Genomic DNA, 21,780 nt, shown 5'->3' on the forward strand with positions numbered 1-21,780 from the left:
TTTCTATACACGATCGCAGGTGGTGATGCACGGGTTTTGACTGATTATACCTGTTTTTCTTGCACCCTTACTACTTTGTTGGTCGGAAAACCCATACACTGTTTACTTTTCTCACTGATTCAGCAAGCCCTAATTTAGACTATCGATTAGACTTGCCTGGAGTCAAGGTAGAAACTTGTACTCAAATTGAGGGAAAAATTTACTTTCGACGCTCCTGTTTTAGCGTCAAAAATAGTTGGTACTCACTGTGAGAATTATACAGAAGAAATTCATCCGAATCTTGCGGAGTTCTGGGCGATCGCGCGATCGGATATAACGATTGCCCGGTTAATTGTAGGGAAACGGCACTGCGGTGTCCTACTTGCGGGTAATATCAAATCTGTTAGCATCGGAATTATTCCTATCTCTCTTCTCGACTTCTGCGTAAATGGGCGTCAATACCTTGTCCGGGGCGGTTAATACATTCTCTTTTTTTAACCGCAGATGATGGCAGATAAACACAGATTAACGCAGATGAATCCAATCGCGTCCGGTTGCACCATCCGTGATTATTGACTTTGACTGGATTTTACTATTCCGATGCTAGACGAGCGGCAATTACTATGAGAATATCATATTATACAATGGTTAGTAAAAACCGCGGGCGAGCTGCTACTTATGCTAAAGTTGTTGCGACTAGAGAACTGGGAATTCTGGTGGTGATGGTGTAGCGCCCGCAGATTCCTGATGTTGAGCAGGTTGCTGATGTGGAAGGGGCGATCGCTTGGTTAATTAAGCAGTTATTAGTTATTAGTTATTAGTTACATCCTTGGGGCGATCGGAATGTGCCAGCTTGCCTCAACTGAGCCTGTAGCAGCCAGACTGCAAGAATTCCTCTCCCCGAAGCGTCTATAACCAACTAAGCTACTATCAGCAGGTGGGGTTAAGGTCGCGGATCTGAGGGGGTGACAACGCTTCTGTCTTTGTGAGAGCGATCGATTTAAACTCTTATCAGTGCAAGGCTGTCCGGTTTTTTGTCACTCCGTCACGAGAATTACTCTAATAACCCTACCCAATCAGGAGACTCAAATATATGCAATACAAAAACGGTATGCCAATTGCCATTATTGGCGCGGGAATATCAGGCATTACGACAGCCAACATTCTAAAGAAAAATGGTTTCCAAGCAGTTGTTTTCGAGAAAGCCGAAAAGATGGGCGGAGTATGGGCAGTTGCATACCCAAACGTACACCTGCAAAATATCAGGGAACAGTATCATTTATCAGATTTTCCCTGGCCATTCAGCCCTGATTTACATCCCACCGGAGAACAAATCCTGAATTATTGGGTGCAAGCGGTCAACCATCTAAAGCTTGATGTGCGGTTAAATCACGAAGTTATCGAACTAAAAGAAACAGAAGATGGCTGGCTATTAAGATATAAAAACCAGGAGGGCGTTCACGAAGAATTATTTGGATACGTCGTTATCTCAGTTGGGCAATATACAGAAGGAAAGTATCAACCTGAATTTCCAGGTATCGAAGATTTCGGCGGGAAAATCATCACTGAACGGGATGTCCACACGCTTGATATATTTGATAATCAACGAGTTGTAATCGTTGGCTTCGGAAAAAGCGCCTTAGACATGGCGACTTTCGCAGCAAAACAAGGCGCACAAGTAAATCATGTATTTCGTACACCGCGCTGGCTTATCCCCGAATGGATTTTGGGCGTACATTTTACCTACGCATTATTCAGCCGCTTTGGAACAGTGATGATGACAAGTTGGGCGCATCCAACCGCCATTGAACGTTTCCTGCACAATCGCCTTGGCTTCATTGTTTCAGCTTTTTGGGATTTGATTGCATCCATCTTCCGCTTTCAAGTTCAGCGAAATGTTTCTGGAAAAGGTCAAGAGGCCCAGCGCCGCATCAAAGCTGTACAACCAGACCACAAACTATTGCCTGATTTACGTTCAGCCACAGCGGTTGCGCCTGAAAATTACTATCCGTTTATTGCAGAAGGAAAAATCTCGCCCCACCGTGCAGAATTATCGGGTTTTTCGCCAGAAGCAGTAAAGTTGAAAAATGGTTGCGAGATTCCATGCGATTTAGTCGTTCTATCTTTGGGTTCGCAAACGCCGATTTTTCCATTTTTGCCTGATAAATATCGAAAAATGTTGGAAACCGAACCCGATGGCGTGCAGTTATATCGCCACTTGCTTCATCCTCGCATTCCGGGCATTGCCTTTGCTGGGTTCAATCATGGATATATGCACGTGCCAGCAGTCGAGATCGCCACACAATGGCTGTGTGCTTACTTGCGTGGTGAACTTGAGTTACCTTCCAGCGAAAATATGGAAAAAAGTATTGAATATATCCGCCAGTGGAAACGCGCAAATATTCAATTTGAACCTTCGCGATCCTGTGCGACCAACACTCGCTTCCAACAATATATTGACATCATGCTTAAAGATCTGGGTGTTTCTCCTTATCGAAAATTGCCTAACATTTTCGCTGAGATATTCGGCAGATATCAACCATCAGATTATCTTGGAGTATGGGAAGAATATAATCACAAAAAGAAAAGTCGCTCTACTCCACTACACCCTCTTGCGTTGGATACATGATTGCTTTCCTAGCTTAAGCTGTTACCTTAGCAATGGGCACTGCCTGGGAATACAAATCGCTCGGCTAGGCCTCCAATTCCAATCACCAATGCCCAATTGCCAATTCTCAATCCCAAATTATTTGGATTTTTTCGGACTATTCAAAGAGTTAAGATGATTGTTCATATCCTGCAAATATTTTGATAAAACAGGATACTGTGAAGTTGCTAGTAGTGCATCGTTTTTCTGGCTGACAGTTGTTTCTAAGGGCAAAACTCGATAGTTCGTTTTATTGTTCAAAGTATAGCGGTGTACCCAAGTCGGAAAGGTTTTGATGCTGGTAATTTCTGTGGTTTTTTCTGGCAATGTTTTGCGAAGATTTACTTGGAAAATCACGCCTAAGTCTGTATATTTTTTATTCTGACCGGAAATGAAGTTTCCCATTGAATAAATTGCTACAGCTTTGCGGGTTTTCCCATTTTTGCCGGGGAAGTTAAAAATTTTGTAAGGTTGGACGACGTGGGGATGGCTGCCGAGAATGATGTCTGCACCGGCTTTTAATAGGTTTTCCACTAATTGTTTTTGTTGGGTGTTTGGCTGTCGCTGATATTCGTCGCCAAAATGCAGGGAAATTGCGATAATATCTGCTCCTTGTTTGCGGGCTTTGGCAATGTCTTTGACTATCTTTTTTTCGTCGATTAGGGAAACTAAGTAATCTTTGCCTTTGGGTATGGGAATGCCGTTTGTGCCGTAGGTGTAGGCTAGCTTGGCTAATGAAATGTTGTTTTTGGTGCTGATTAAAGTGCGATCGGCTGCGGCGGCTGATGTGGCTGTTCCTGTTGAGGCAATTTTGCGATCGCTCAGATTGGCGATCGTCCTAATTACCCCTTTTTCTCCACGGTCTAAAGCATGATTGTTCGCAGTTGTCAAGATATTAAATCCAGCTTTTTTAGCCGCATCCGCTAATTGAGCCGGTGCGTTAAATAGCGGATATCCCGTATATCCGCCCGCATCTTCGCCCGCTAAAGGTGTTTCGAGATTTCCGATCACCCAATCGCCTGTTGACAGGATACTTTTAACTGGTGCGAAGAAAGTGTCAAAATTGTATGTTTTATTTTTTGCGTCGTAGCCCGATCGCGTTTGGGTACTGTGCATCATGATGTCGCCGACAGCAATTAGTTTTGCTTCTTTGATTTCAGACTTTGGTTTGGCGGGAACAGGGGCTGCAATTGGCGATCGACTTTCTGTAGGCTGTGTGTTGGTTTGTGGCGTTTGGATATTGCAGCCTGCGATCGAAAGCATGGCAATTAGCGAGAGCAACCGACGAAAATCCATGATTTTTGAGAGTTATTTGTCGGCTTATATGGTATCATAACTAATTTAGTTACGAATCAAAAAATGAAAAAAAACTATCTAATTATTGCCTTTATTGTTTTTGTATCAATTACAGCTTTTGGTGTTTTGACTTACGCTCAAACTTCCGGCGATAGACCTTTTGAATTTGCCTTGATTGGCGATTTGCCCTACAGTGCCGAACAGGAAGCACAATTTCCGAGTTTGATTGCAGATATCAATCGATCGCCCGCAGCGTTTGTCGTCCACGACGGCGACATTAAAAACGGTTCTAGTGTCTGCGATGATGCAACTTTTGTCAGCCGCAAGCAGTTATTTGACAATTTTGAGATGCCGTTTATTCTTGCCTATGGTGACAATGAATGGACGGATTGCCACCGTTCAAAAAACGGCAGTTACGATCCAGTAGAAAGACTGGCTAAACTGCGAGAAATATTTAGCAACGGTAATCAAAGTTTGGGAAAGCGCACCTTAACTCTCACCCGTCAAAGCGAAAACCCGCAGTTTGCTAAATTCCGCGAAAATGTTCGCTGGATTTATCATGGAGTTGTGTTTTTCGCGATTAATATGCCGGGAAGCAACAACAATTTTGGCCGCACTCCCGAAGCAGATGCAGAATATGCCGATCGCAATTGGGCTAACTTAGCCTGGATCAAAGAATGTTTTGTTTTAGCCAAACGCAGCAACAGCAAAGGAATTGTGTTAGTTGCACAGGCAAATCCGGGATTTGAACTCGATCCGACCGACAAAAGAAGAAGCGGCTACAACGATTTTATCGCAACTCTGGAAACAGAAACAGGCAATTTCCCAGGGCAGGTTGTATTCGTCCACGGCGATACTCACTATTTCCGCATCGATAAACCTTTACCCTATTTTACCGATGAGACTCAACTACCGAGAATGAAAAATTTTACTAGGGTTGAAACTTTTGGTTCTCCAAACGTGCATTGGTTGCGGGCGTTTTATGACCCTACAAATCCTAATTTGTTTGAATTTAAACAGCAGATTGTTCCGCCAAATTAGGCGAGGTAACACAAAATTTATGCAAAAGAAATATTTTTGGGATTACACTTAAGATAGGTAGAATTGAGGAATTTATTTATGACGATCGCAACTGAGCGCCTTACTCTTGAACAATTTCTGAAACTGCCAGAAACTAAACCGGCTAGCGAATACATTGAGGGCGAGATTATCCAAAAACCTATGCCGAAAACAAAGCACAGTCTATTGCAATTAAGAACCTGCAACGAAATTAATCAGGTGACGCAAACTCCCAAGATAGCTTATGCCTTTCCAGAGTTGCGGTGTACGTTTGGCGGTCGATCGATTGTTCCAGATATTGCGGTACTATTGTGGGAACAAATTGAATTTGATGAGAGCGGTGAACCGTTGGATGATGTGCTAATTGCACCGTATTGGGCGATAGAAATTCTCTCGCCACAACAAAGCTCAAATCGCGTAACTAAAAAAATCATTCACTGTCTGCAACATAATTGTCAGTTGGGGTGGCTAATCGATCCAGACGATCGATCGATTTTAGCGTTTTTACCCAACCAACAACCGCAATTCTGCGAAGGTAGCGATGTCGTTCCTGTTCCCGAAATGATTCCCTTGAATATCACCGCTGAACAGGTGTTTAGCTGGTTGAGAATGCAAGAATGAATCAGGGCGATCGTCTTTTTTTACATCACATCCGGTTTTAAATCTCCTTTTCTTTAAAGTCTCGCGTGGCGCGGAGGCAAGGCAAGTGTAGTTGCGGTTGAAACCGCCGATCGTAGGGGCGGGTTTCACCGACAATAATTGTTAATAATCGACAATATAGTAAACCCGCCCCCACCCAATGGTAAATCCCCATCTATGTTTTTCTCCGGCGATCAAAATCAAGGTTCATGTAGGTTATTGGTGGTGTGGGGGCGGGTTTATATAGATTGTTTGTACTCGTTATATATTGTCTGTAAAACCCGCCCCTACATATATTGTCTGTAAAACCCGCCCCTAGGAAATTCCCTATTTCCGCCACCTGTCAAATTGGTCTTCGGAACAGCCATTAATACATTGATTGCTGACTTTAAAGTCTCGCGTGGCGCGGAGGCAAGGCAAGTGTAGTTGCGGTTGAAACCGCCGATCGTAGGGGCGGGTTTCACCGACAATAATTGTCAATAATCGACAATCTAGTAAACCCGCCCCCACCCAACGGTAAATCCCCATCTATGTTTTTCTACTGCGATCGAAATCAAGGTTCATGTAGGTTATTGGTGGTGTGGGGGCGGGTTTATATACATTGTTTGTACTCGTTATATATTGTCTGTAAAACCCGCCCCTACATATATTGTCTGTAAAACCCGCCCCTAGGAAATTTCCTATTGCCGCCACCTCTCAAATTGGTCTTCGGAACAGCCATTAATAAATTGATTGCTCACCCAACCGTCAAGGATTGTCAAAGTTTCATTAGGAGGATTTCCCGAAAATCTGGCCGCAATTTTTACCCAATTACCTTGTCTGCTGACAGCCCTAACTCCGTCTCCTCTTTTCAATTTAGCTACAACCGGGTACTGATTGCCTGGGCCTTTGCGAAGGTTAACAGCGCCACCTTCACCTGTAATAAACGAGCATTGAGTTTGCTTTTTTAAAGCTTCTGCTTTTTCTGGAGCAAGACTTTGCTGCTTGCCGAAAACAGGAAAGCTGTAAAGTGAGAAGCTAAAACTTGCAACGACGGCTGCAATGAAAAAGGCTTTGGATTGAGTAAAAATTAGCATTATTTCATTTCCTTGGATTGACCGAGCTGGAGTCCTGACTATGATTTTTTTGATAAGGACTTCAGTCCTTATACCAATTTAATGTGAAGTTGCACATATCTCGATCCCCCTCGCATCCCCCTTAAGAAGGGGAGTAGGGGTTGACTTTGATCGGAATCTTGTCCCCCCCTTAGTAGGGGCGGTGCCCCCGTGCCCGCCCTTGGCTAGGGGGGATCGGATTCTACGGGGCCTCATAAAAAATTGGTATTACTACTAACTGTTATTTGACAGAGGCAAACCATTCGGTAACACCTTGGGCGATCGCCTCGGCTAACTTCTTCTGTTCTGTCGGATTCACAATCCATTCAAACTCTTCGGGATTGATCATAAATCCCAATTCCATTAAAACAGATGGAGTAACGGCAGGACGAGTCATGGCTAAGTTGTTCCAGAATACACCATAGCTCGGACGGTTCAAATTGGCAACTAAATAATTGTGCAAAAACATTGCCAAACTGTGCGCTTGCGGGTGAAACCAGAAAGCGCCGACGCCTTTAGTATTAATGGCGTCGCCGTTATCCGGCAAAGCATTGTAGTGAATTGAAATTGCGATCGCAGGTTCTTCTTTTTGAATCATTTCCACCCTTGGCGGCAAATCCAAATCGACATCTTCTACCCGCGTCATTAGCACATTCGCGCCCCGATTTACCAATTCCTCTTGCACCAATTTCGACACCGTTAAAGCTACTGTTTTTTCCCTAATTCCCACTGGGCTCACAGCACCTCCATCTTCCGGCCCGCCGTGTCCCGCATCGATGAGAATCTTAATTCCCGACAGCGGCTTTGCTTGCGACACAGGTGTCATGCTTGTATTCGCGGGCGGGTTTTTTAAAGACAGCACTAAAGTTGTGCCCTCGTATCTCAATTTATAGCCCCACTGCTGGGCAGATTTGAGATTAAAAGTATATTGTACTTGCTGTGGCGCGATTTGTTGCCATTCCAAACGCAAAATTACTGGGTCATCAGAGAGGCGAATAATGTCAGTTTGAGCGGTAGTATTGTACAGGGTTAAAGTGAAAGTGCGTTCTCCTTCCTGCACGGTGACTGGGACGGGTGTTTCTAAGGGAAATAACACCTCTGTCCAGCCGGAAACTTGACGCGAGCTGGCGCTGCGAATAATCGATCGCGGAGGCACTGTATCCTTGACAATTCGCACTTCCGATGCTTTAATCCAAGCACCGTAATCGAGTCTGAGCCATTCTCCTTCGCGCCCGATAATTGTTGCTCGCGTTCCCTTCGGCAGCGGTGTCATCCGAGAAAAATCTGTACTCGCTCCGGTTCGGGCAACGCCCGGTTCTGCCGTTACTTCTGCTATTTCTAAATCCGCCGGAGACAGAATAGAAATCTTGCCAGTACCTTGTTGGCTGATAGTTCGCTCGTTCATTGTTAGCTCAAACGAGGGTAGGCCTAAATCAACTTTTTCTCCCTTAGATGAGATGGCGTTCTCAGGGGTTTTACCGCAGCCTTGATACTGTTGGCTGCCGCCTTTTTTGATCGGGGAGTTTTCACCTAATAATACAGATTTGTTGTCGGGTAGTTCCACTTGCGATCGCGCTTTTAAAGGAATAGTAACGCCCGCCAATTTTACTGAAACTTGAGCATTGGCAGGTGCGATCGCCCCAAAGCAAATATATTCCCCCGGCAAACTCGCGACATCGACTTTCGGCGTCAGAGAATCTTTAGCAAAAGCCAATCCTACAGGGGCTACCGGCTGATTAGACTCGCGCGTCACCTTAATTTTGACTTCCTGATTTTCGTAACGCAAGGTAAAGACATTTTCGCCGAGTTGCAGCGGAAAAGTCGGGGCGAAATGGCCGACTGCGGTGCGCGAAATTTGGTTGCCATTTACTAAAACTTGTCCCGGTGCGGGCGCTGTACCGATTAAAAAGATGCGATCGGCTGTAGTTTTGTGGTTAGCGGGAGGATAAGCGACGAACAAAGGTTGAGCGGCGACAGCTACAGAGGCGATCGCCATTATCAGACCAAACACACATAATGCTAAAAATTTTCTCATTCTATATCGCAACTAATTGAGACTCTGTTGGTTATTTATACTAGAAGTTGCCCTAAGAAACCGGATTTCAGAGGATTAGTGGTAAGTCTTATTTACTAGACAGAGCCCATTTTATCAGGTTTGTAGTTGCAATTGAGCGATAGGCAATATAAATTCCCGCGTCAAACCATTAAGTTTTAATTAGTTCAGAGGTCGTTCTCCACAGTTGATCCAACCGATTCGCAGGCATCGTCAAATACAAAACATCCCCCGCACTCAGACAACAATTCAGCAAATCCCAGCCGTGAATAGTTTGACCCTTAGTTTCGGCATACAGAGGCACAAAATCCGCAGACTTAGCAGCATCTTGAATACGGTGGCCACAGAAAGGATGGTTTGGCGTAATCAATGTGGCCAAGCAAACCCATAGACTATCAGCAGTCATTCCGTTGCCCAAAATTCTGCCTCCAATCGCCGCCGCCGCGAAAGCAGGAGCCGCCAATTCCGTCGGGTTCAAAACTCCTTCAAACTCAAAAACTTGCTGCACCATTAAAGCAAAGTGGGGGTATTGATTGCCAGGGTAAACGCATCTTAACTTTAACCCCAAAGATGCTACAGTTATATCCGACTAATTTTCTAGGTAGTTTCTTGTAGTTTAGTGGTGCTATCAATGGCAAGAGGTTTTAGTAAAGCTGTAACTTCGCAACAAAAACCAAAAGATTCATTGCCTTAAAAGAATCTTTTAAATACCAGTTTTTTAGAGCCTTTTGCTGGGAGCATCTCATATTTGTAAAAATACTTCTTCTGGCTCATTCCTCCTTCTGGCTCCTTCCTTCTTCTTCTTTCCTTCTGCCTCTTTCCTTCTGCCTCTTTCCTTCTGCCTCTTTCCTTCTGCCTCCTGCCTCCTGCCTCCTGCCTCAAAACTCCAATTTCTAGCGGAGGGCTGCAAAGGTGAGATGCTCCCCTTTTGCTTTCCGTGAAAGACCCAAGAATAGAAAGAAGTAAAGAACACTTACTTAAAGATCTTAGATCAATTGCGATTCTAGCTGTCCTCAGCGGTGCCGACGGATGGGTGGCAATAGAAGACTATGGTAATGCCAAATATGAATGGTTAAAAAGCTTTCTAGAATTACCGAATGGTATACCATCTCCTGACACATTTAGTCGGGTATTTGCCCGAATTGAACCGCAGCAGTTTCAAGAATGTTTTTTGAGTTGGGTAAATGCGATATTCGGGGAATTATAACTAAACGTGATTGCCATTTATGGCAAAACGATGAAACAATCTTATGACCGAAATAACCAGCAAAAAGCGCTACATATAGTCACTGCGTGGTGTTCATTTCATCAATTATTTTTAGCAAAAAAAGTCGATAAAAAATCTAACGAGCTGACAGCAATTCCGGCATTAATAGAAATGTTAGAAATTGCCGGAAGCGTAATAACCATAGATGCTCGCTTGATGTCAAAAAGACATAACATCTCTGATTATCAAGAAAAAAGGAGATTATGTTTTAGCTTTAAAAGGGAATCAAAAACTCCTCTACCAAGCTGTGAAAGAGTGGTTTGAAGTACCTAAGAAATAAGATTATTTAGGCAGAGACTACAATCCGGCATGAGCAAGTAGAACCGGGACATCATGGAGTGGAAAAAAGACAAGTGTGGACTGTTGATGTATCCGAGTTACCACCTCTGCACAATCAAGAATTATGGACGGGATTAAAAACAGTTGTCATGATAGTTAGTGAACGACGGCTGTGGAATAAAACCACGACAGAAGCTAGTTTTTACGCTTAGTAGTTTAAGCAGTCATGCTGAAAAAATTGCTGGGGCGATCTGCAATCATTTGGGCATTGAAAATAGCTTACATTGGACACTCTATGTTACATTTTGTGAAGATGAAAGCCGGATTCGGAAACAGAACTCTCCCGAAAATCTTGCACTTCAATCGGAGGCTAGCAATAAATTTACTGAAACAAGAGAAAACTTCCGGCACAAAGTCTAAAAATGAAACGGTATCGAGCGGCAATGGACAATAATTATTTAGTTCAAACTTTAAACTCTGCCAGTTAATACTCGCAATCTAACACCTATCTAAGAAGGAAAATTATCCGGCTTTAAGAACTTCAGAAAATCTTAAGGTTCTGATTTAATGTGATCAAGTCGGGTGAAAATTAAGAATTTTAAGAATGTTTTTTTAGTGATTTAGTAATGCACAAATTCACTTTTTTGTCAAATTAATTTAGATGCGTTTACCCGGGAGCTAAATAAGTAACCAGCTCATCTAAATTCTAATATTGTTTATTCTTTAACCACTCGATTACGTCAGTATTTTGTCGAGCTGTTAAATACCCTTTTGACCCTTTATGTCCTAGGTTGATTCCGGCGATGCCTTGGGTTTTAAATTGTTTTTTCCAATAACCACTAAAAAATTTACTTACACGCCATATCTTGCTGATTTCATGGTAGATATTACCTGAGAGCGCCATCGGATCAGCTATTGCTCGTTTTAGTTCTCTGGCATCGATATCGCTTTTAATGAAAGATTCTAATTGGGCTATTTCTTTTTCCCTATCTTTTTGTGGCAGTTGTAAGTTATTCATTTTTTTATGGTCACAATCAAGTATTGCATATAATTGTCTCATAGTCTTGATAATGATTTAGGATTGCTATAGCGGTTCTCAAGCGTGGTGAGGTATGCCCACGGAGGCCACGGAGGCCTATGCCCATGAGTACCTCATATGAGAGCTCGAAAGGCTATATAGCATTTCGAGCTCTCATATGAGATATCATGTTACTGACACTCACTTGTGGGGGTCAAACAGAGAAGATAAGATCAAATGAACTATAATTACATGGTTCAGTACAGCCACGCGAAAGCGATACCACACATAATAGCATTTTGTTGACAGCACGATCTGCTTGACTCACAACACGTTTACTGATACCAAACTTCATACATTGTTAAAAATGAAAGCTTATTCGATTGATTTTAGGCAAAAAATCCTTGATACTTATCATGCTGAACCCATTTCACAAAAAGCAATAGCTAAGCGTTTTTCTGTAGCCCTGAGTTTTGTACAAAAATTGCTTAAACAATATCGTGAAACAAAAAATATTACCCCGAGAACTGACCGATGTGGAGTCAAAGGAAAACTGAATGCGGATCGCCTACTCATCTTGGCGGAATTGATTGAAGGAAATAATGATGCAACTCTTGAAGAACTCCGTTATTTACTTTATGGGAAAATTGGATTTTCCGTTAGTAGAGCAACAATAGGAAGAATGATAAAACTCTTAAACATTACTGTTAAAAAAAACTCTCTTCCCTTCAGGCAAAGGCACTGAGCGAGTTCCAATCCTGCGAGGTGAGTTCGGGAAAACAATTAAAAATATTAGTTTGAAAGACTTAATATTCATTGACGAATCGGGAGTTAATTTGGCAATGGTGAGGTTATATGCTAGGTCTTTAAAAGGTGAAAGGGCCAAGGGGCCAAAACCAACTAAACGTGGCAAAAATGTCTCAATAATTGGAGCAATGTCAGTCAATGAAATTTTGACATCGGTTAATCTAATAGGCGGAACTGATGCAATTACATTTGAAGCTTTTATTATCAGAAAACTTGTGCCAAAACTATGGAAAGGTGCTTGTGTAGTGATGGATAACTGTCCCATTCACCTGGGAGAAGAAGTGAAAAAAGCGATCGAAGAAACCGGGGCAAAATTAATATACTTATCACCTTCTTCACCAGATTTTTCACCGATTGAAAATCTGTGGTCAAAACTTAAAATCATTCTCCGTTCTATCAAGACTACTAATTATCAAGAATTAGGAAAAGCACTCTTAGTTTGCGTTCGGACAAGTTACATCGTCAAATATTTTTAACTGGTTTACACACTGCTGTTATTGTACCTCATCTTTTTGAGAAAGGCTATATATACGGCTGACCATTGATGATCGCTACAGCAATCCTATTTCAGTTGTAAACTAATTTTTTTCACAGTAAACTATCCATTAAATCCATAACGCGGATAGCTTCATCTGACAAAGATAGAGATTCTTGTTGATTGAGGTGATGCTCCAAAACTCCTTTGAGCGCAATCAATTTCAGGCTATTTTCTGCTAAAGTCTCAGAAATAGCTTGCGCTCCCGGCAAATAGCCGATCGCCCCCAAGTCCATCAAAGCCGATCGCCTCAACTGCAAATTATCCCCATTCAAAGCACTTACCAACCGCTCTCCGTAAACCCGCTCACCAGTTAACTGATACATCGCCCGCGCCGCCGCGTACTGCACCCGCTCCACAGAATGTTCTAAAAAAGGTGAAATTAGCGGTATTGCTTCTGTCGCTTGCAGCGTTCCCAAAGCTTCAATTACCGAGTCGTAAGGTTGCACGAGGTGCGATTTTCCTGGCACTCGCACAGCCACAGCTACGCCCCCATCCAATAGCTTCATTAGCGGCTCAATAGAATCGCGATAGCCCAGCATTTCTAGAGCTTGAGCCGCCGCTTCTCGCACGTAATAATCGGCGCATTCCAAACAGCGAATCAGGGCCGGCAAGGCTTGTTTGTCGCCCAATTTACCCAGAGCCCGCGCCGCATTTCGTAATAGGGAATAGTCGCCGATTTTTGTTTGTTCTGACTCTTCTTCCAATGCGGCAATTAAAGCTGCAATAGCTGCAGGTTCCTTGACTCTAAATCTGCCCACCCACCAAGCAGCATAATACCGGAGACTGTAATCTTGGGAGTGCAAATTTGCGATCGCCTGTTCAACTGTTAAAGACTCGCCCTCAGCTACACCCGCCGGCGGTGAGTCGGATTCGTAATAATCCATAGTGATTAGTGATTAGTTATTAGTTATTAGTTATTCGGCGATTGAAATCGCTGCTACACAGACAAAACCTGCAAGGCAAGGGTTAGGGAAACTGGCCGATTAAAATCGCTACTAAACAGACAAAACCCGCTTGCGCGGGTTGCATTAACTCTTAGTCCGCTTGGAGTGGACTTTGTTTGTCTAGGAGCGATTTTCATCGCCCCTTCTAGCTTGTGTCGGAGCGATTTTCATCGCCCCTTCAACCAAACTATTGGTGATCGTGCGATGATTCATGAGATGACTCATGGGATGATTCTGCACCCGCGTTTAAAGGATGAATGCTGACAATTTTCCCGCCCATGCGAGTAATCCGCTGCATTTCTTGATTCATCCGATTGTAAGGCACGTTGATAAATGTACTCGCGCTCGATCGAATCGAATAATCCACATTATCTGTTTCATCGCTTTGGCGCAAGCCGACAACTTCATACCGAAAGCAGCGACCAGCCGAAGCTGTATTGCCACTTTTTCCACCTACAATTTGACCCAACATAAGCTTCTTGGTAATTGGTAATTCTGACTGTTGACTGTTGACTGTTGACTGTTGACTGTTGACTGTTGACTGTTGACTGTTGACTAAAAGCTAGTAACTGCCAACTGCCAACTGCCAACTGATACCAATTTTTTATGAGGCCCCGTAGAATCTGATCCCCCCTAACCCCCCTTAATAAGGGGGGGACAAGATTCTTCTCAAAGTCCCCCTTCTTAAGGGGGATTTAGGGGGATCGAGATATGTGCAACTTCACATTAAATTGGTATGACTAAATGGGAGTAATGCTGGCGATTTTCGCGCCCATGCGTTGAAATTTCTGCATTTGCGAGGACAACTCCTCAACAGGTACGATGAAAGCCTTGCTGCTGCGGCGCACGCTGGGATAGCCGCCCGTGCGAATGCCCGAAACTTCCACGCGCACCAGCCGTCCTTCTTTGCCGTAAGCAGCAGCGCCGCCGAAAGTGCTGCTGGGAGTTACGTTTCTAGCAGAAGGCCGATATGCCCAACCTTCGTTACCGCCAGAAGGCCCAACTACAGCCGTAGCGGTGTTAGTGCCGAGTTCGACAGCTAAGCGAGAGTTATTGCCTTCTAGTTGAGATGTATCGCTGTTTGCATAGCCGCGATACAAGCGGAACATCCGGGTAAAACCAACGGTTTTTTGACCGCGCTGGGTGTTAAAGCCGCGGTAGTAAGGGACGATACTTTCGCCAAAGTTTTCTTGATACTCTACTGAATCGATGTAAGAATCAATATCAGCGTCGTAGCCTTGTGTTTGGTACAAATCTAAGTGCTCAACTACTTCAGATTCGTCGTAGGGAGCGCGACCGAGCAAGTGTTTGTAGTTTAGTTCGATCGTCCGAGTTTGGAAGCTGTTGTAGAAAAACTTGGTTTTGTACAGTTCTGACTTAGCTACAGCGCGTACAAATTCTCGTACCGTCAAACTGCCGTCCCGCAGCAAAGACTCGGAACTTATAAGTCGCTCGGATTTCATTAAATAGTCGTTGCCCAGCACCTGACGGTAAACCGCACGAATCACAGTTTCAACGTCGTCTTTGGTGTAGTTTGGGCGCAGTTCTACCTTCGGCGCATCGCTCAATGCGGATGTTCCTAGTCTGGACGCTGCTGTTGTAATCGCCACCAGATTTTCTCCTAAATTATTAATGACAAAAGTTTAATGCTTGGTTGCACTTGAAATTTTTAGGACTAAGGATAATATGCCTCAAAGTAGGGTGTACACTGCACACCTTACATATCCACATAAAATTGAAGAATTTTTTAGCCTTAGTCCTAATTTGCTAAAGACGTTTCAAAAAAAACGTCTATACACAAACTTTAAGCTGTGGTAATACTTACCACTTTGCCGCCACGTTTGTTGATTTGCTGCAAGCGGCTCGAAAGTTGCTCGTAAGGCACGAGATATTCCGTCGTAGTCCGGCGCACTTGAGGGGAAAACTTAGCCGAACCTTGCATTGCGGTGACTCGGTAGAGTTGGTCGCGAGAACCGCCGGAGATGCCGCCAAGGGCTTTTCCGGTGGAGGCCGTGTATATCGGCGAAGCCATATTTCTCGCTACTTCCCAAGTCAGGCGGGCTTGGGTTTGGTTTTGCGAGCGATCGCTAGAAGCAAAACCCCGGTACAGTTGAAACATCCGGTTAAAACCGACGGTTTTTTGACCTCTTTGAGTCGCGAAACCGCGATAGTAAGGCACTATACTTTCGCCAAAATTTTCTTCATACTCAACTGAGTCAATGTAAGAATTGATTTCAGCTTCGTAGCCTTCTGCATTGTACAAATCAACGTGGAAAGCAATTTCCGACTCGTCGTAAGGAGCGCGGCCCAACAAATGCTTGTAATTAAGCTCAATTAACCGCGTTTGCGAGTTCGGATAAAAAAACTTTTTCCGATAAGTTTCGGAATGTGCAATTGACCGCACAAAATCTTTCACTGAAATCTGCCCTTGCATCAGCAGAGATTCAGCACTGGTAAGTCGTTCGCTCGACATTAAATACTCGTTGCCGAAAACTTGGCTGTAAGCAGCGCGAATTACTGATTTCGCATCGTCTTGCGTCCAGTGTGGGCGCAGTTCTACCCGTCCCGCTTCTTCAAATGCTTTTATTCCCAACCGTTCTGCTGCACCTAATCCCGCCATCTTTGCTTCTCCCTTTTTTGCTTTAAAAACTGAAAACTGCTTAAAAAAGTATTTGCAAAACTAGGCTTAGATCGCAGATGCCCGGAATTCTAAACAACCGCTAACACTTAAGCTAACAGCAGCTTACAATTCCGGGCATCACGCAAATCTAGCTCAGAGCGTTGATTGCGTAGTCGATGTAGGAATTCGCTTCAGTTGCAGCGTCGCCACTCAGACCGTGGTTGCCTTTGATGTACTTGAGAGCTTCAACGTACCAGCTAGGAGACAATTCAAATGTCCGGTTGATTTCGTCAACACCTGCAATCAGGTACTCGTCCATCGGACCGGTGCCGCCTGCAACTAAGCAGTAGGTTACCATGCGGAGGTAGTAGCCGATGTCGCGAGAGCACTTGGCTTTACCGGTTGGGGTAGAAGCGTAGTTAGGGCCTTGCATTTGTTGTGTGTACGGGAATTTGTTGTACACAGCTTGAGCTGCACCGTCGATCAAGCGCTGAGAGTTGGCGGTCAAAGCCTTGGCTGCTTCCAAACCGGCTGCTGCTTGGCGGAAACGTCCGAAGGCGACTTGCAGTTCAGTGCTGCTCAGGAAACGGCCTTGAGAATCGGCTGCGGTTACTGCTTCAGTCAAAGGGGTTTTCATTGTTCTGGTTTCTCCCTAATGTTGTGTTGTTTTTGTACAAAAATGATTGTTTGCAAAAATGCGATGCTCGCTTCTTTACAAGAAAGGTTCGCTTGGCTATTTTTAGCCGACTGCACTGGCTGCGCGGTCGAAGTAGCTGCCGATTTCAGACATCAGCGAGCTGCAATCACCACGGGTAACGCCGTTGGGGTCGTTAGCGATCGCGATCGCTGCTTCTTTCATTTTTTGCACGCCGGCTGCAACTGAGCCACCGGGAACTCCCAGAGCTTGGTATGTTTCACGCAGACCGTTCAAGCAGCGGTCGTCCAAAACGCTGGCGTCGCCTGCAAATGTTGCATAGGTGACGTAGCGCAAAATGATTTCCATATCGCGCAAGCAAGCTGCCATGCGGCGGTTGGTGTACGCATTGCCACCAGGAGCGATCAGTTGAGGCTGTTCGGCGAACAGGGTGCGAGCTGCATTGGCTACGATGCTGGATGCGTTGCCGGTGATGCGGTTTACTGCATCAATCCGCTTGTTAGCGTCGGAAACCATGCTGCTGAGAGCATCTAGTTGACCCGGAGCTAGAAATTCGCCGCGAGCGTCTGATTGGGAAACCACTTTTGTAAATGCGTCAAACATGAAAGAACTCTCCTATTTGAGTTAATTGAGTTTGGTTGCGGTATAAAACCGTTAAGTTAAATTTGTTCAGGCTACGAGTGCCTGCAAGGGTTGAAATTTGATGCCAGCTAATCTGCTGGTCCCATCGATCTCTCCCTTTCCGCTACCTGCACTATTGTTACATTGCAACGGAGGTTTAAGAAACCTTAGAAAATTTTACACCTTTTATGAGATGCGACAAACCTTGTCAATCAGGGTTTTTGTTAACTTTGGCCTGTCGTTTCAACCCTCTGATAATCTTTATACAATGCTCGCCTGCGTTTGTTTATTACAAATTATTACAGAAACTTATCTCTCTAAGAAGGTAAATATTTGGGGTGCAATTGCGGGCAAATCTCCTTCCGAGGGTAGATGCGCGAGGGCATCCGTAAACGAAGAGTTTGCTTCGATCGCCCTGCTGTGGGGGTAGAACCCCCCCAAACCGTCCCGTGGGCAGATCGCCTTTGTTAGCTTTCTGTGGAAAAGCGGGATTGTTAAGAAGTGTTAAGTAAATTAAAGTTTTGGTAATAGAAGGCTGGGGGAATAGGGAAAAAAGCAAAAATTCTGCCCAATGTCAGGAGGCCTGCAAAATTCGGTGTGGGAAAAATCCCCAAGATTTTGAAGCCCCTCGCCAGAGCCTCAGCTTTTGCCGGAAATATCACCATTTGAAGACTAAACTCAGCCGTTGGGCATTGGGTAAAAGCCGAAGAAATTGCTAATTTTTAGTAGTAAGGTGGATAGGTGCTATCAGATACATTTAACCCGGTAAATCCAGGATTGCGCCTCGATATACTGTGTATGGCAGATCGGGCATCGCTTTTAGCGATCCCTAATAGGGAGGTATCTCTCAAAGCTTTCAACAAAATATTGAAAGCGCTATTCAATGCGTTACGTTTTTGGGGGCTGAGCCGTTACGCTTACTACGAAACTTTTTCGCTTAGTCCGATGCTTCGGCGCTGGTTTTAAACGGTAGCCTATCCTATTACATACTGCCAATGTCTACCGCTATCTTCTAAGAGTTTACAAGAATTCGTTTACTATACGAAAACAGCCGTAGGTCTACAAACGGCGCGATCGAGCCACCAGACGCATTAAAGTTAAAAGCTTATTGCTTCCCCGGCATCGAACGGCCCCAAACCAGTCCCAAGTTAAACAGTTTTTTACTCAGAACTCAAAACTTAAAACTCTCTCACTGTAATCAGCCAGATGGATCGGCTGTAGCTGTCCGGCCACAACCACCTTTATGCCCCACGATCGATCGTAATTTATGTCTTCAAATTCTCCCTCTTCTTGGCACACCGTAGCAATTGACCAAACTCTCCAGCAGCTCAGCAGCAACAAAGACGCTGGCTTGAGCAGCAAACAGGTGTCAGAACGCTTGCAGCAATACGGCCCCAACGAACTCGAAGAAACAGGAGGCCGCAGTCCGTGGTCGATTTTTGTCGATCAGTTCACCAACATCATGTTGTTGATGCTGATGGGTGTGGCCGTGATTTCGGCTTTTTTGGACATCAGGTCAAATACTTTTCCCAAAGATGCGATCGCCATTTTTGCGATCGTCATACTCAACGGCATTCTCGGCTATTTCCAAGAGCAAAGTGCTGAAAAAGCCCTCGCAGCCCTCAAAAACCTGGCTTCCCCCCTAGTCAGAGTCGTGCGGGACGGCAAAACTTCGGAAATAGCCGCCAAGGAACTCGTACCCGGAGACGTGATGCTGTTAGAGGCTGGGGTAAAAATAGCAGCAGACGCACGCTTGATCGAAACATCAAATCTGCAAGTCAGAGAATCTGCTTTGACAGGAGAAGCCCTAGCAGTAACCAAGCAAGCAGAGCTAGAACTTCCAGAAGATGCTTCCTTGGGCGATCGACTCAACCTGATTTTTCAGGGCACAGAAGTTGTTCAGGGACGAGCAAAGGCGATCGTCACCAACACCGGAATGAAAACTGAACTGGGCAAAATTGCCACCATGCTTCAGTCAGTAGAAACCGAACCGACTCCCCTGCAACAGCGGATGAGCCAGTTGGGAAATGTTCTAGTCTCCGGAGCCCTAGCCTTAGTCGCAATAGTCGTCATCGGCGGCATGATTACCTTCCAAAACGGCGGCATCGGGTTCGATACCAGCAGGTTTGAAGAGTTGTTAGAAGTTTCTCTAAGCATGGCTGTGGCTGTGGTTCCCGAAGGACTCGCAGCAGTCGTGACAGTCACTCTGGCACTCGGAACTAGGCGGATGGTGAAGCGAAACGCCCTGATTCGCAAACTGCCTGCAGTAGAAACTTTGGGATCAGTTACTACCATTTGTTCTGACAAAACAGGTACTCTGACTCAAAATAAAATGGTAGTTCAGCTAGTCTCGACGGGCGACTGCACAGTCGCCGTAGCAGGCGACGGCTATGCCCCGATCGGAGATTTTACCGATCGCCTGACATCGGCCAAAATTAATAATTTAGAGGAATATCCAGAACTCGAATCTTTATTAATTGCCTGTGCAGTTTGCAACGACGCAGTATTGCAACAAGAACAGCAACAATGGCAGATTTTAGGCGACCCCACAGAAGGAGCTCTGCTGTGTGTAGCCGGAAAAGCAGGCATTTATAAGGAAAAACAGTCTCAATTGCTGCCACGGACGGCGGAATTTCCTTTTTCTTCCGAACGCAAGCGGATGAGCGTGATTTGCGAAGTGCCAGGCCGATCGGGACATTCGGGATTTCCAGCAGTTGAAGGACAGCAGCCGAATTATTTGATGCTGACCAAAGGTTCTCCAGAGTTGACTTTGGAGCGCTGCAAAGGCATTATAGTCGGCGATCGAGTACAACCTTTAACCCAGGAAATGCGCGATCGCATCCTCGTCGAAAACAACAACATGGCAAGCGGTGGTTTGCGAGTCCTCGGGTTTGCGTACAAACTCTGGGAAAACTTGCCGCCCGAAGGTTCTGAGGAAACCAGCGAACAAGACATGATTTGGCTGGGACTCGTCAGTATGCTGGATGCCCCGCGCCCGGAAGTGCGGGAAGCAGTGGTGAAGTGCCGCGATGCTGGCATTCGGGTGGTGATGATTACAGGAGACCACCAGTTGACAGCCAAAGCCATCGCCTACGATTTAGGTATTGCAACAGAGGGCGATCGAGTTCTCACCGGTCAAGAATTAGAAAAGCTCAGCCAAGAAGAACTCAAACAGCAAGTCGAACAGGTTAGCGTTTACGCCCGCGTCTCCCCCGAACACAAATTGCGGATTGTCCAAGCTTTGCAAAGTTGGGGCAAATTTGTCGCCATGACCGGCGACGGCGTTAACGACGCCCCAGCCTTGAAACAAGCCGATATCGGCATCGCAATGGGGATTACCGGCACCGATGTCAGCAAAGAAGCTAGCGATATGGTGCTCCTCGACGACAACTTCGCAACTATTGTCGCCGCCGCTGAAGAAGGGCGAGTGGTTTATAGCAATATTCGCCGCTTTATTAAATACATTTTGGGCAGCAACATCGGCGAAGTTTTGACAATTGCGGCCGCACCTTTAATGGGTTTGGGAGGAGTGCCGCTGACGCCTCTGCAAATTTTGTGGATGAACTTAGTAACAGACGGCGTTCCCGCTTTGGCTTTGGCCGTGGAACCGGGGGAACCGAACGTGATGAAAAGGCCTCCTTTCAGTCCGCGAGAAAGTATTTTTGCGCGGGGTTTGGGTTCTTACATGATTCGGGTCGGGATTATTTTTGCAATTTTGACGATCGCGATGATGTCCTGGGCTTACGGATATACCACCAACCCTAACCATGTTGGAGATCCCGAAGCTTGGAAAACAATGGTGTTTACAACTCTTTGTTTGGCGCAAATGGGTCACGCGATCGCAATTCGGTCTAACACTCAGCTAACTATCGAGTTAAATCCCTTCACTAATGTTTTTGTGTGGGGGGCTGTAATTGTGACTACTATGCTGCAATTAATGCTGATTTACGTTCCGCCACTGAGAGCCTTTTTCGGCACTCATTATTTAACGGGGTTTGAGTTGCTAGTTTGCTTCGGTTTCAGCGCTCTGATGTTTGTCTGGATTGAAATGGAAAAACTGTTTGTGCGCTTTTACAACAAATCTAGGAAATAGTGTTAACGGCTGACGGATAGTGAGCGATGTTTCATTATTCGTTAGATGGCTCTCATTCCGCGCTCTTCTCAACATCCGCAAGATATCCCGCAGGGGTTTTTAACCCCTGCCTCAAAGCAAAAGTCCTCGCTATGAGGACTGAAAAAACTATGTTTTAAAAATACAAAGAAA

General features: G+C 45.0%; 19 protein-coding genes and 3 pseudogenes. 8 read left to right on the plus strand and 14 right to left on the minus strand.

Annotation, left to right across the window (positions count from 1 at the left end; genetic code table 11):
- Positions 1-186: 186 nt before the first annotated feature.
- Together QUB35_RS32405 and QUB35_RS32410 are read left to right on the plus strand one after the other, a co-directional pair.
- On the plus strand, positions 187-459 hold the full coding sequence (locus tag QUB35_RS32405; RefSeq protein WP_333146072.1) for a hypothetical protein: 273 nt from the start codon (positions 187-189) through the stop codon (positions 457-459).
- Between the two features lie 613 nt (positions 460-1,072).
- Positions 1,073-2,608: an NAD(P)/FAD-dependent oxidoreductase gene (locus QUB35_RS32410; RefSeq protein ID WP_333146074.1), complete on the plus strand. Its 1,536-nt coding sequence runs from the start codon at positions 1,073-1,075 to the stop codon at positions 2,606-2,608.
- A gap of 117 nt (positions 2,609-2,725) precedes the next feature.
- Here the strand turns inward: QUB35_RS32410 and QUB35_RS32415 are convergent, their stop codons facing one another.
- Positions 2,726-3,922 carry a CapA family protein gene (locus QUB35_RS32415; RefSeq protein WP_333146076.1) on the minus strand — a complete coding sequence of 399 codons (1,197 nt, stop codon included), beginning with the start codon at positions 3,920-3,922 and terminating at the stop codon, positions 2,726-2,728.
- A 63-nt stretch (positions 3,923-3,985) separates the two neighbouring features.
- Between QUB35_RS32415 and QUB35_RS32420 the strand changes: the two genes are divergently transcribed.
- Both QUB35_RS32420 and QUB35_RS32425 read left to right on the plus strand, forming a co-directional pair.
- Complete coding sequence (locus QUB35_RS32420; protein WP_333146078.1) at positions 3,986-4,963, plus strand: hypothetical protein; 978 nt, start codon at positions 3,986-3,988, stop codon at positions 4,961-4,963.
- A 78-nt stretch (positions 4,964-5,041) separates the two neighbouring features.
- Positions 5,042-5,602: a Uma2 family endonuclease gene (locus QUB35_RS32425; protein ID WP_333146080.1), complete on the plus strand. Its 561-nt coding sequence runs from the start codon at positions 5,042-5,044 to the stop codon at positions 5,600-5,602.
- 37 nt (positions 5,603-5,639) lie between these two features.
- Here QUB35_RS32425 and QUB35_RS32430 read toward each other — a convergent pair whose 3' ends face one another.
- The 6 genes and pseudogenes from QUB35_RS32430 to QUB35_RS32455 all read right to left on the minus strand — a co-directional run bounded on the left by QUB35_RS32430 (position 5,640) and on the right by QUB35_RS32455 (position 9,677).
- Positions 5,640-5,795: a hypothetical protein gene (locus QUB35_RS32430; protein ID WP_333146082.1), complete on the minus strand. Its 156-nt coding sequence runs from the start codon at positions 5,793-5,795 to the stop codon at positions 5,640-5,642.
- A 152-nt stretch (positions 5,796-5,947) separates the two neighbouring features.
- Positions 5,948-6,148, minus strand: coding sequence for a hypothetical protein (locus QUB35_RS32435; protein WP_333146084.1), 201 nt, complete (start codon positions 6,146-6,148; stop codon positions 5,948-5,950).
- A gap of 152 nt (positions 6,149-6,300) precedes the next feature.
- Entirely contained in the window at positions 6,301-6,696 is a 396-nt protein-coding gene (locus QUB35_RS32440) for an SH3 domain-containing protein (protein ID WP_333146086.1), read from the minus strand.
- A gap of 259 nt (positions 6,697-6,955) precedes the next feature.
- Complete coding sequence (locus QUB35_RS32445) at positions 6,956-8,749, minus strand: N-acetylmuramoyl-L-alanine amidase (protein WP_333146088.1); 1,794 nt, start codon at positions 8,747-8,749, stop codon at positions 6,956-6,958.
- A gap of 169 nt (positions 8,750-8,918) precedes the next feature.
- Positions 8,919-9,308: pseudogene (locus QUB35_RS32450) on the minus strand (potassium channel protein); the annotation flags it as partial.
- 201 nt (positions 9,309-9,509) lie between these two features.
- Positions 9,510-9,677, minus strand: coding sequence for a hypothetical protein (locus QUB35_RS32455; RefSeq protein WP_333146090.1), 168 nt, complete (start codon positions 9,675-9,677; stop codon positions 9,510-9,512).
- 27 nt (positions 9,678-9,704) lie between these two features.
- Between QUB35_RS32455 and QUB35_RS32460 the strand changes: the two are divergent.
- Positions 9,705-10,298: pseudogene (locus QUB35_RS32460) on the plus strand (ISAs1 family transposase).
- 74 nt (positions 10,299-10,372) lie between these two features.
- Positions 10,373-10,525 (plus strand): hypothetical protein, encoded by a 153-nt coding sequence (locus QUB35_RS32465; RefSeq protein WP_333146092.1) that lies wholly within the window; start codon positions 10,373-10,375, stop codon positions 10,523-10,525.
- Between the two features lie 494 nt (positions 10,526-11,019).
- On the opposite strand, the gene QUB35_RS32470 is transcribed toward QUB35_RS32465, so the two are convergent.
- A complete protein-coding gene (locus QUB35_RS32470) occupies positions 11,020-11,331 on the minus strand; it encodes a hypothetical protein (RefSeq protein WP_333146094.1) in 312 nt (103 codons plus the stop codon).
- A gap of 367 nt (positions 11,332-11,698) precedes the next feature.
- Between QUB35_RS32470 and QUB35_RS32475 the strand changes: the two are divergent.
- Positions 11,699-12,654 (plus strand): annotated as a pseudogene (locus QUB35_RS32475) (IS630 family transposase).
- A 72-nt stretch (positions 12,655-12,726) separates the two neighbouring features.
- Here the strand turns inward: QUB35_RS32475 and QUB35_RS32480 are convergent.
- The 6 genes from QUB35_RS32480 to QUB35_RS32505 all read right to left on the minus strand — a co-directional run bounded on the left by QUB35_RS32480 (position 12,727) and on the right by QUB35_RS32505 (position 17,498).
- The gene (locus tag QUB35_RS32480) at positions 12,727-13,560 is read right to left on the minus strand and encodes a HEAT repeat domain-containing protein (RefSeq protein ID WP_333146096.1); all 834 of its coding nucleotides are present in this window, start codon (positions 13,558-13,560) and stop codon (positions 12,727-12,729) included.
- A 247-nt stretch (positions 13,561-13,807) separates the two neighbouring features.
- Positions 13,808-14,092 carry a phycobilisome linker polypeptide gene (locus QUB35_RS32485; RefSeq protein WP_333146098.1) on the minus strand — a complete coding sequence of 95 codons (285 nt, stop codon included), beginning with the start codon at positions 14,090-14,092 and terminating at the stop codon, positions 13,808-13,810.
- A gap of 268 nt (positions 14,093-14,360) precedes the next feature.
- Complete coding sequence (locus QUB35_RS32490; RefSeq protein WP_333146100.1) at positions 14,361-15,230, minus strand: phycobilisome linker polypeptide; 870 nt, start codon at positions 15,228-15,230, stop codon at positions 14,361-14,363.
- 194 nt (positions 15,231-15,424) lie between these two features.
- A complete protein-coding gene (locus QUB35_RS32495) occupies positions 15,425-16,240 on the minus strand; it encodes a phycobilisome linker polypeptide (RefSeq protein ID WP_333146102.1) in 816 nt (271 codons plus the stop codon).
- 148 nt (positions 16,241-16,388) lie between these two features.
- Positions 16,389-16,877, minus strand: a complete 489-nt coding sequence (gene cpcA / locus QUB35_RS32500) for a phycocyanin subunit alpha (protein ID WP_006631256.1) — start codon at positions 16,875-16,877, stop codon at positions 16,389-16,391.
- 102 nt (positions 16,878-16,979) lie between these two features.
- Complete coding sequence (locus QUB35_RS32505) at positions 16,980-17,498, minus strand: phycocyanin subunit beta (RefSeq protein ID WP_333146104.1); 519 nt, start codon at positions 17,496-17,498, stop codon at positions 16,980-16,982.
- Positions 17,499-18,783: 1,285 nt separating this feature from the next.
- On the opposite strand from QUB35_RS32505, the gene QUB35_RS32510 reads away from it, so the two are divergent.
- On the plus strand, positions 18,784-21,609 hold the full coding sequence (locus tag QUB35_RS32510; protein ID WP_333146106.1) for a cation-translocating P-type ATPase: 2,826 nt from the start codon (positions 18,784-18,786) through the stop codon (positions 21,607-21,609).
- The last annotated feature ends 171 nt before the right edge of the window (positions 21,610-21,780 follow it).

This window comes from Microcoleus sp. B13-B6, assembly GCF_036705405.1.
GTDB lineage: Bacteria > Cyanobacteriota > Cyanobacteriia > Cyanobacteriales > Microcoleaceae > Microcoleus.

Bases quoted from the DNA above. Each gene is read 5' to 3' on its own strand.
- QUB35_RS32480 (WP_333146096.1), bottom strand. From the start codon at position 13,560: ATGGATTATTACGAATCCGACTCACCGCCGGCGGGTGTAGCTGAGGGC.
- QUB35_RS32485 (WP_333146098.1), bottom strand. From the start codon at position 14,092: ATGTTGGGTCAAATTGTAGGTGGAAAAAGTGGCAATACAGCTTCGGCT.
- cpcA (WP_006631256.1), bottom strand. From the start codon at position 16,877: ATGAAAACCCCTTTGACTGAAGCAGTAACCGCAGCCGATTCTCAAGGC.
- QUB35_RS32510 (WP_333146106.1), top strand. From the start codon at position 18,784: ATGTCTTCAAATTCTCCCTCTTCTTGGCACACCGTAGCAATTGACCAA.
- QUB35_RS32410 (WP_333146074.1), top strand. From the start codon at position 1,073: ATGCAATACAAAAACGGTATGCCAATTGCCATTATTGGCGCGGGAATA.
- QUB35_RS32495 (WP_333146102.1), bottom strand. From the start codon at position 16,240: ATGGCGGGATTAGGTGCAGCAGAACGGTTGGGAATAAAAGCATTTGAA.
- QUB35_RS32445 (WP_333146088.1), bottom strand. From the start codon at position 8,749: ATGAGAAAATTTTTAGCATTATGTGTGTTTGGTCTGATAATGGCGATC.
- QUB35_RS32470 (WP_333146094.1), bottom strand. From the start codon at position 11,331: ATGAATAACTTACAACTGCCACAAAAAGATAGGGAAAAAGAAATAGCC.
- QUB35_RS32440 (WP_333146086.1), bottom strand. From the start codon at position 6,696: ATGCTAATTTTTACTCAATCCAAAGCCTTTTTCATTGCAGCCGTCGTT.
- QUB35_RS32435 (WP_333146084.1), bottom strand. From the start codon at position 6,148: ATGGGGATTTACCGTTGGGTGGGGGCGGGTTTACTAGATTGTCGATTA.
- QUB35_RS32425 (WP_333146080.1), top strand. From the start codon at position 5,042: ATGACGATCGCAACTGAGCGCCTTACTCTTGAACAATTTCTGAAACTG.
- QUB35_RS32430 (WP_333146082.1), bottom strand. From the start codon at position 5,795: ATGGGGATTTACCATTGGGTGGGGGCGGGTTTACTATATTGTCGATTA.
- QUB35_RS32420 (WP_333146078.1), top strand. From the start codon at position 3,986: ATGAAAAAAAACTATCTAATTATTGCCTTTATTGTTTTTGTATCAATT.
- QUB35_RS32415 (WP_333146076.1), bottom strand. From the start codon at position 3,922: ATGGATTTTCGTCGGTTGCTCTCGCTAATTGCCATGCTTTCGATCGCA.
- QUB35_RS32505 (WP_333146104.1), bottom strand. From the start codon at position 17,498: ATGTTTGACGCATTTACAAAAGTGGTTTCCCAATCAGACGCTCGCGGC.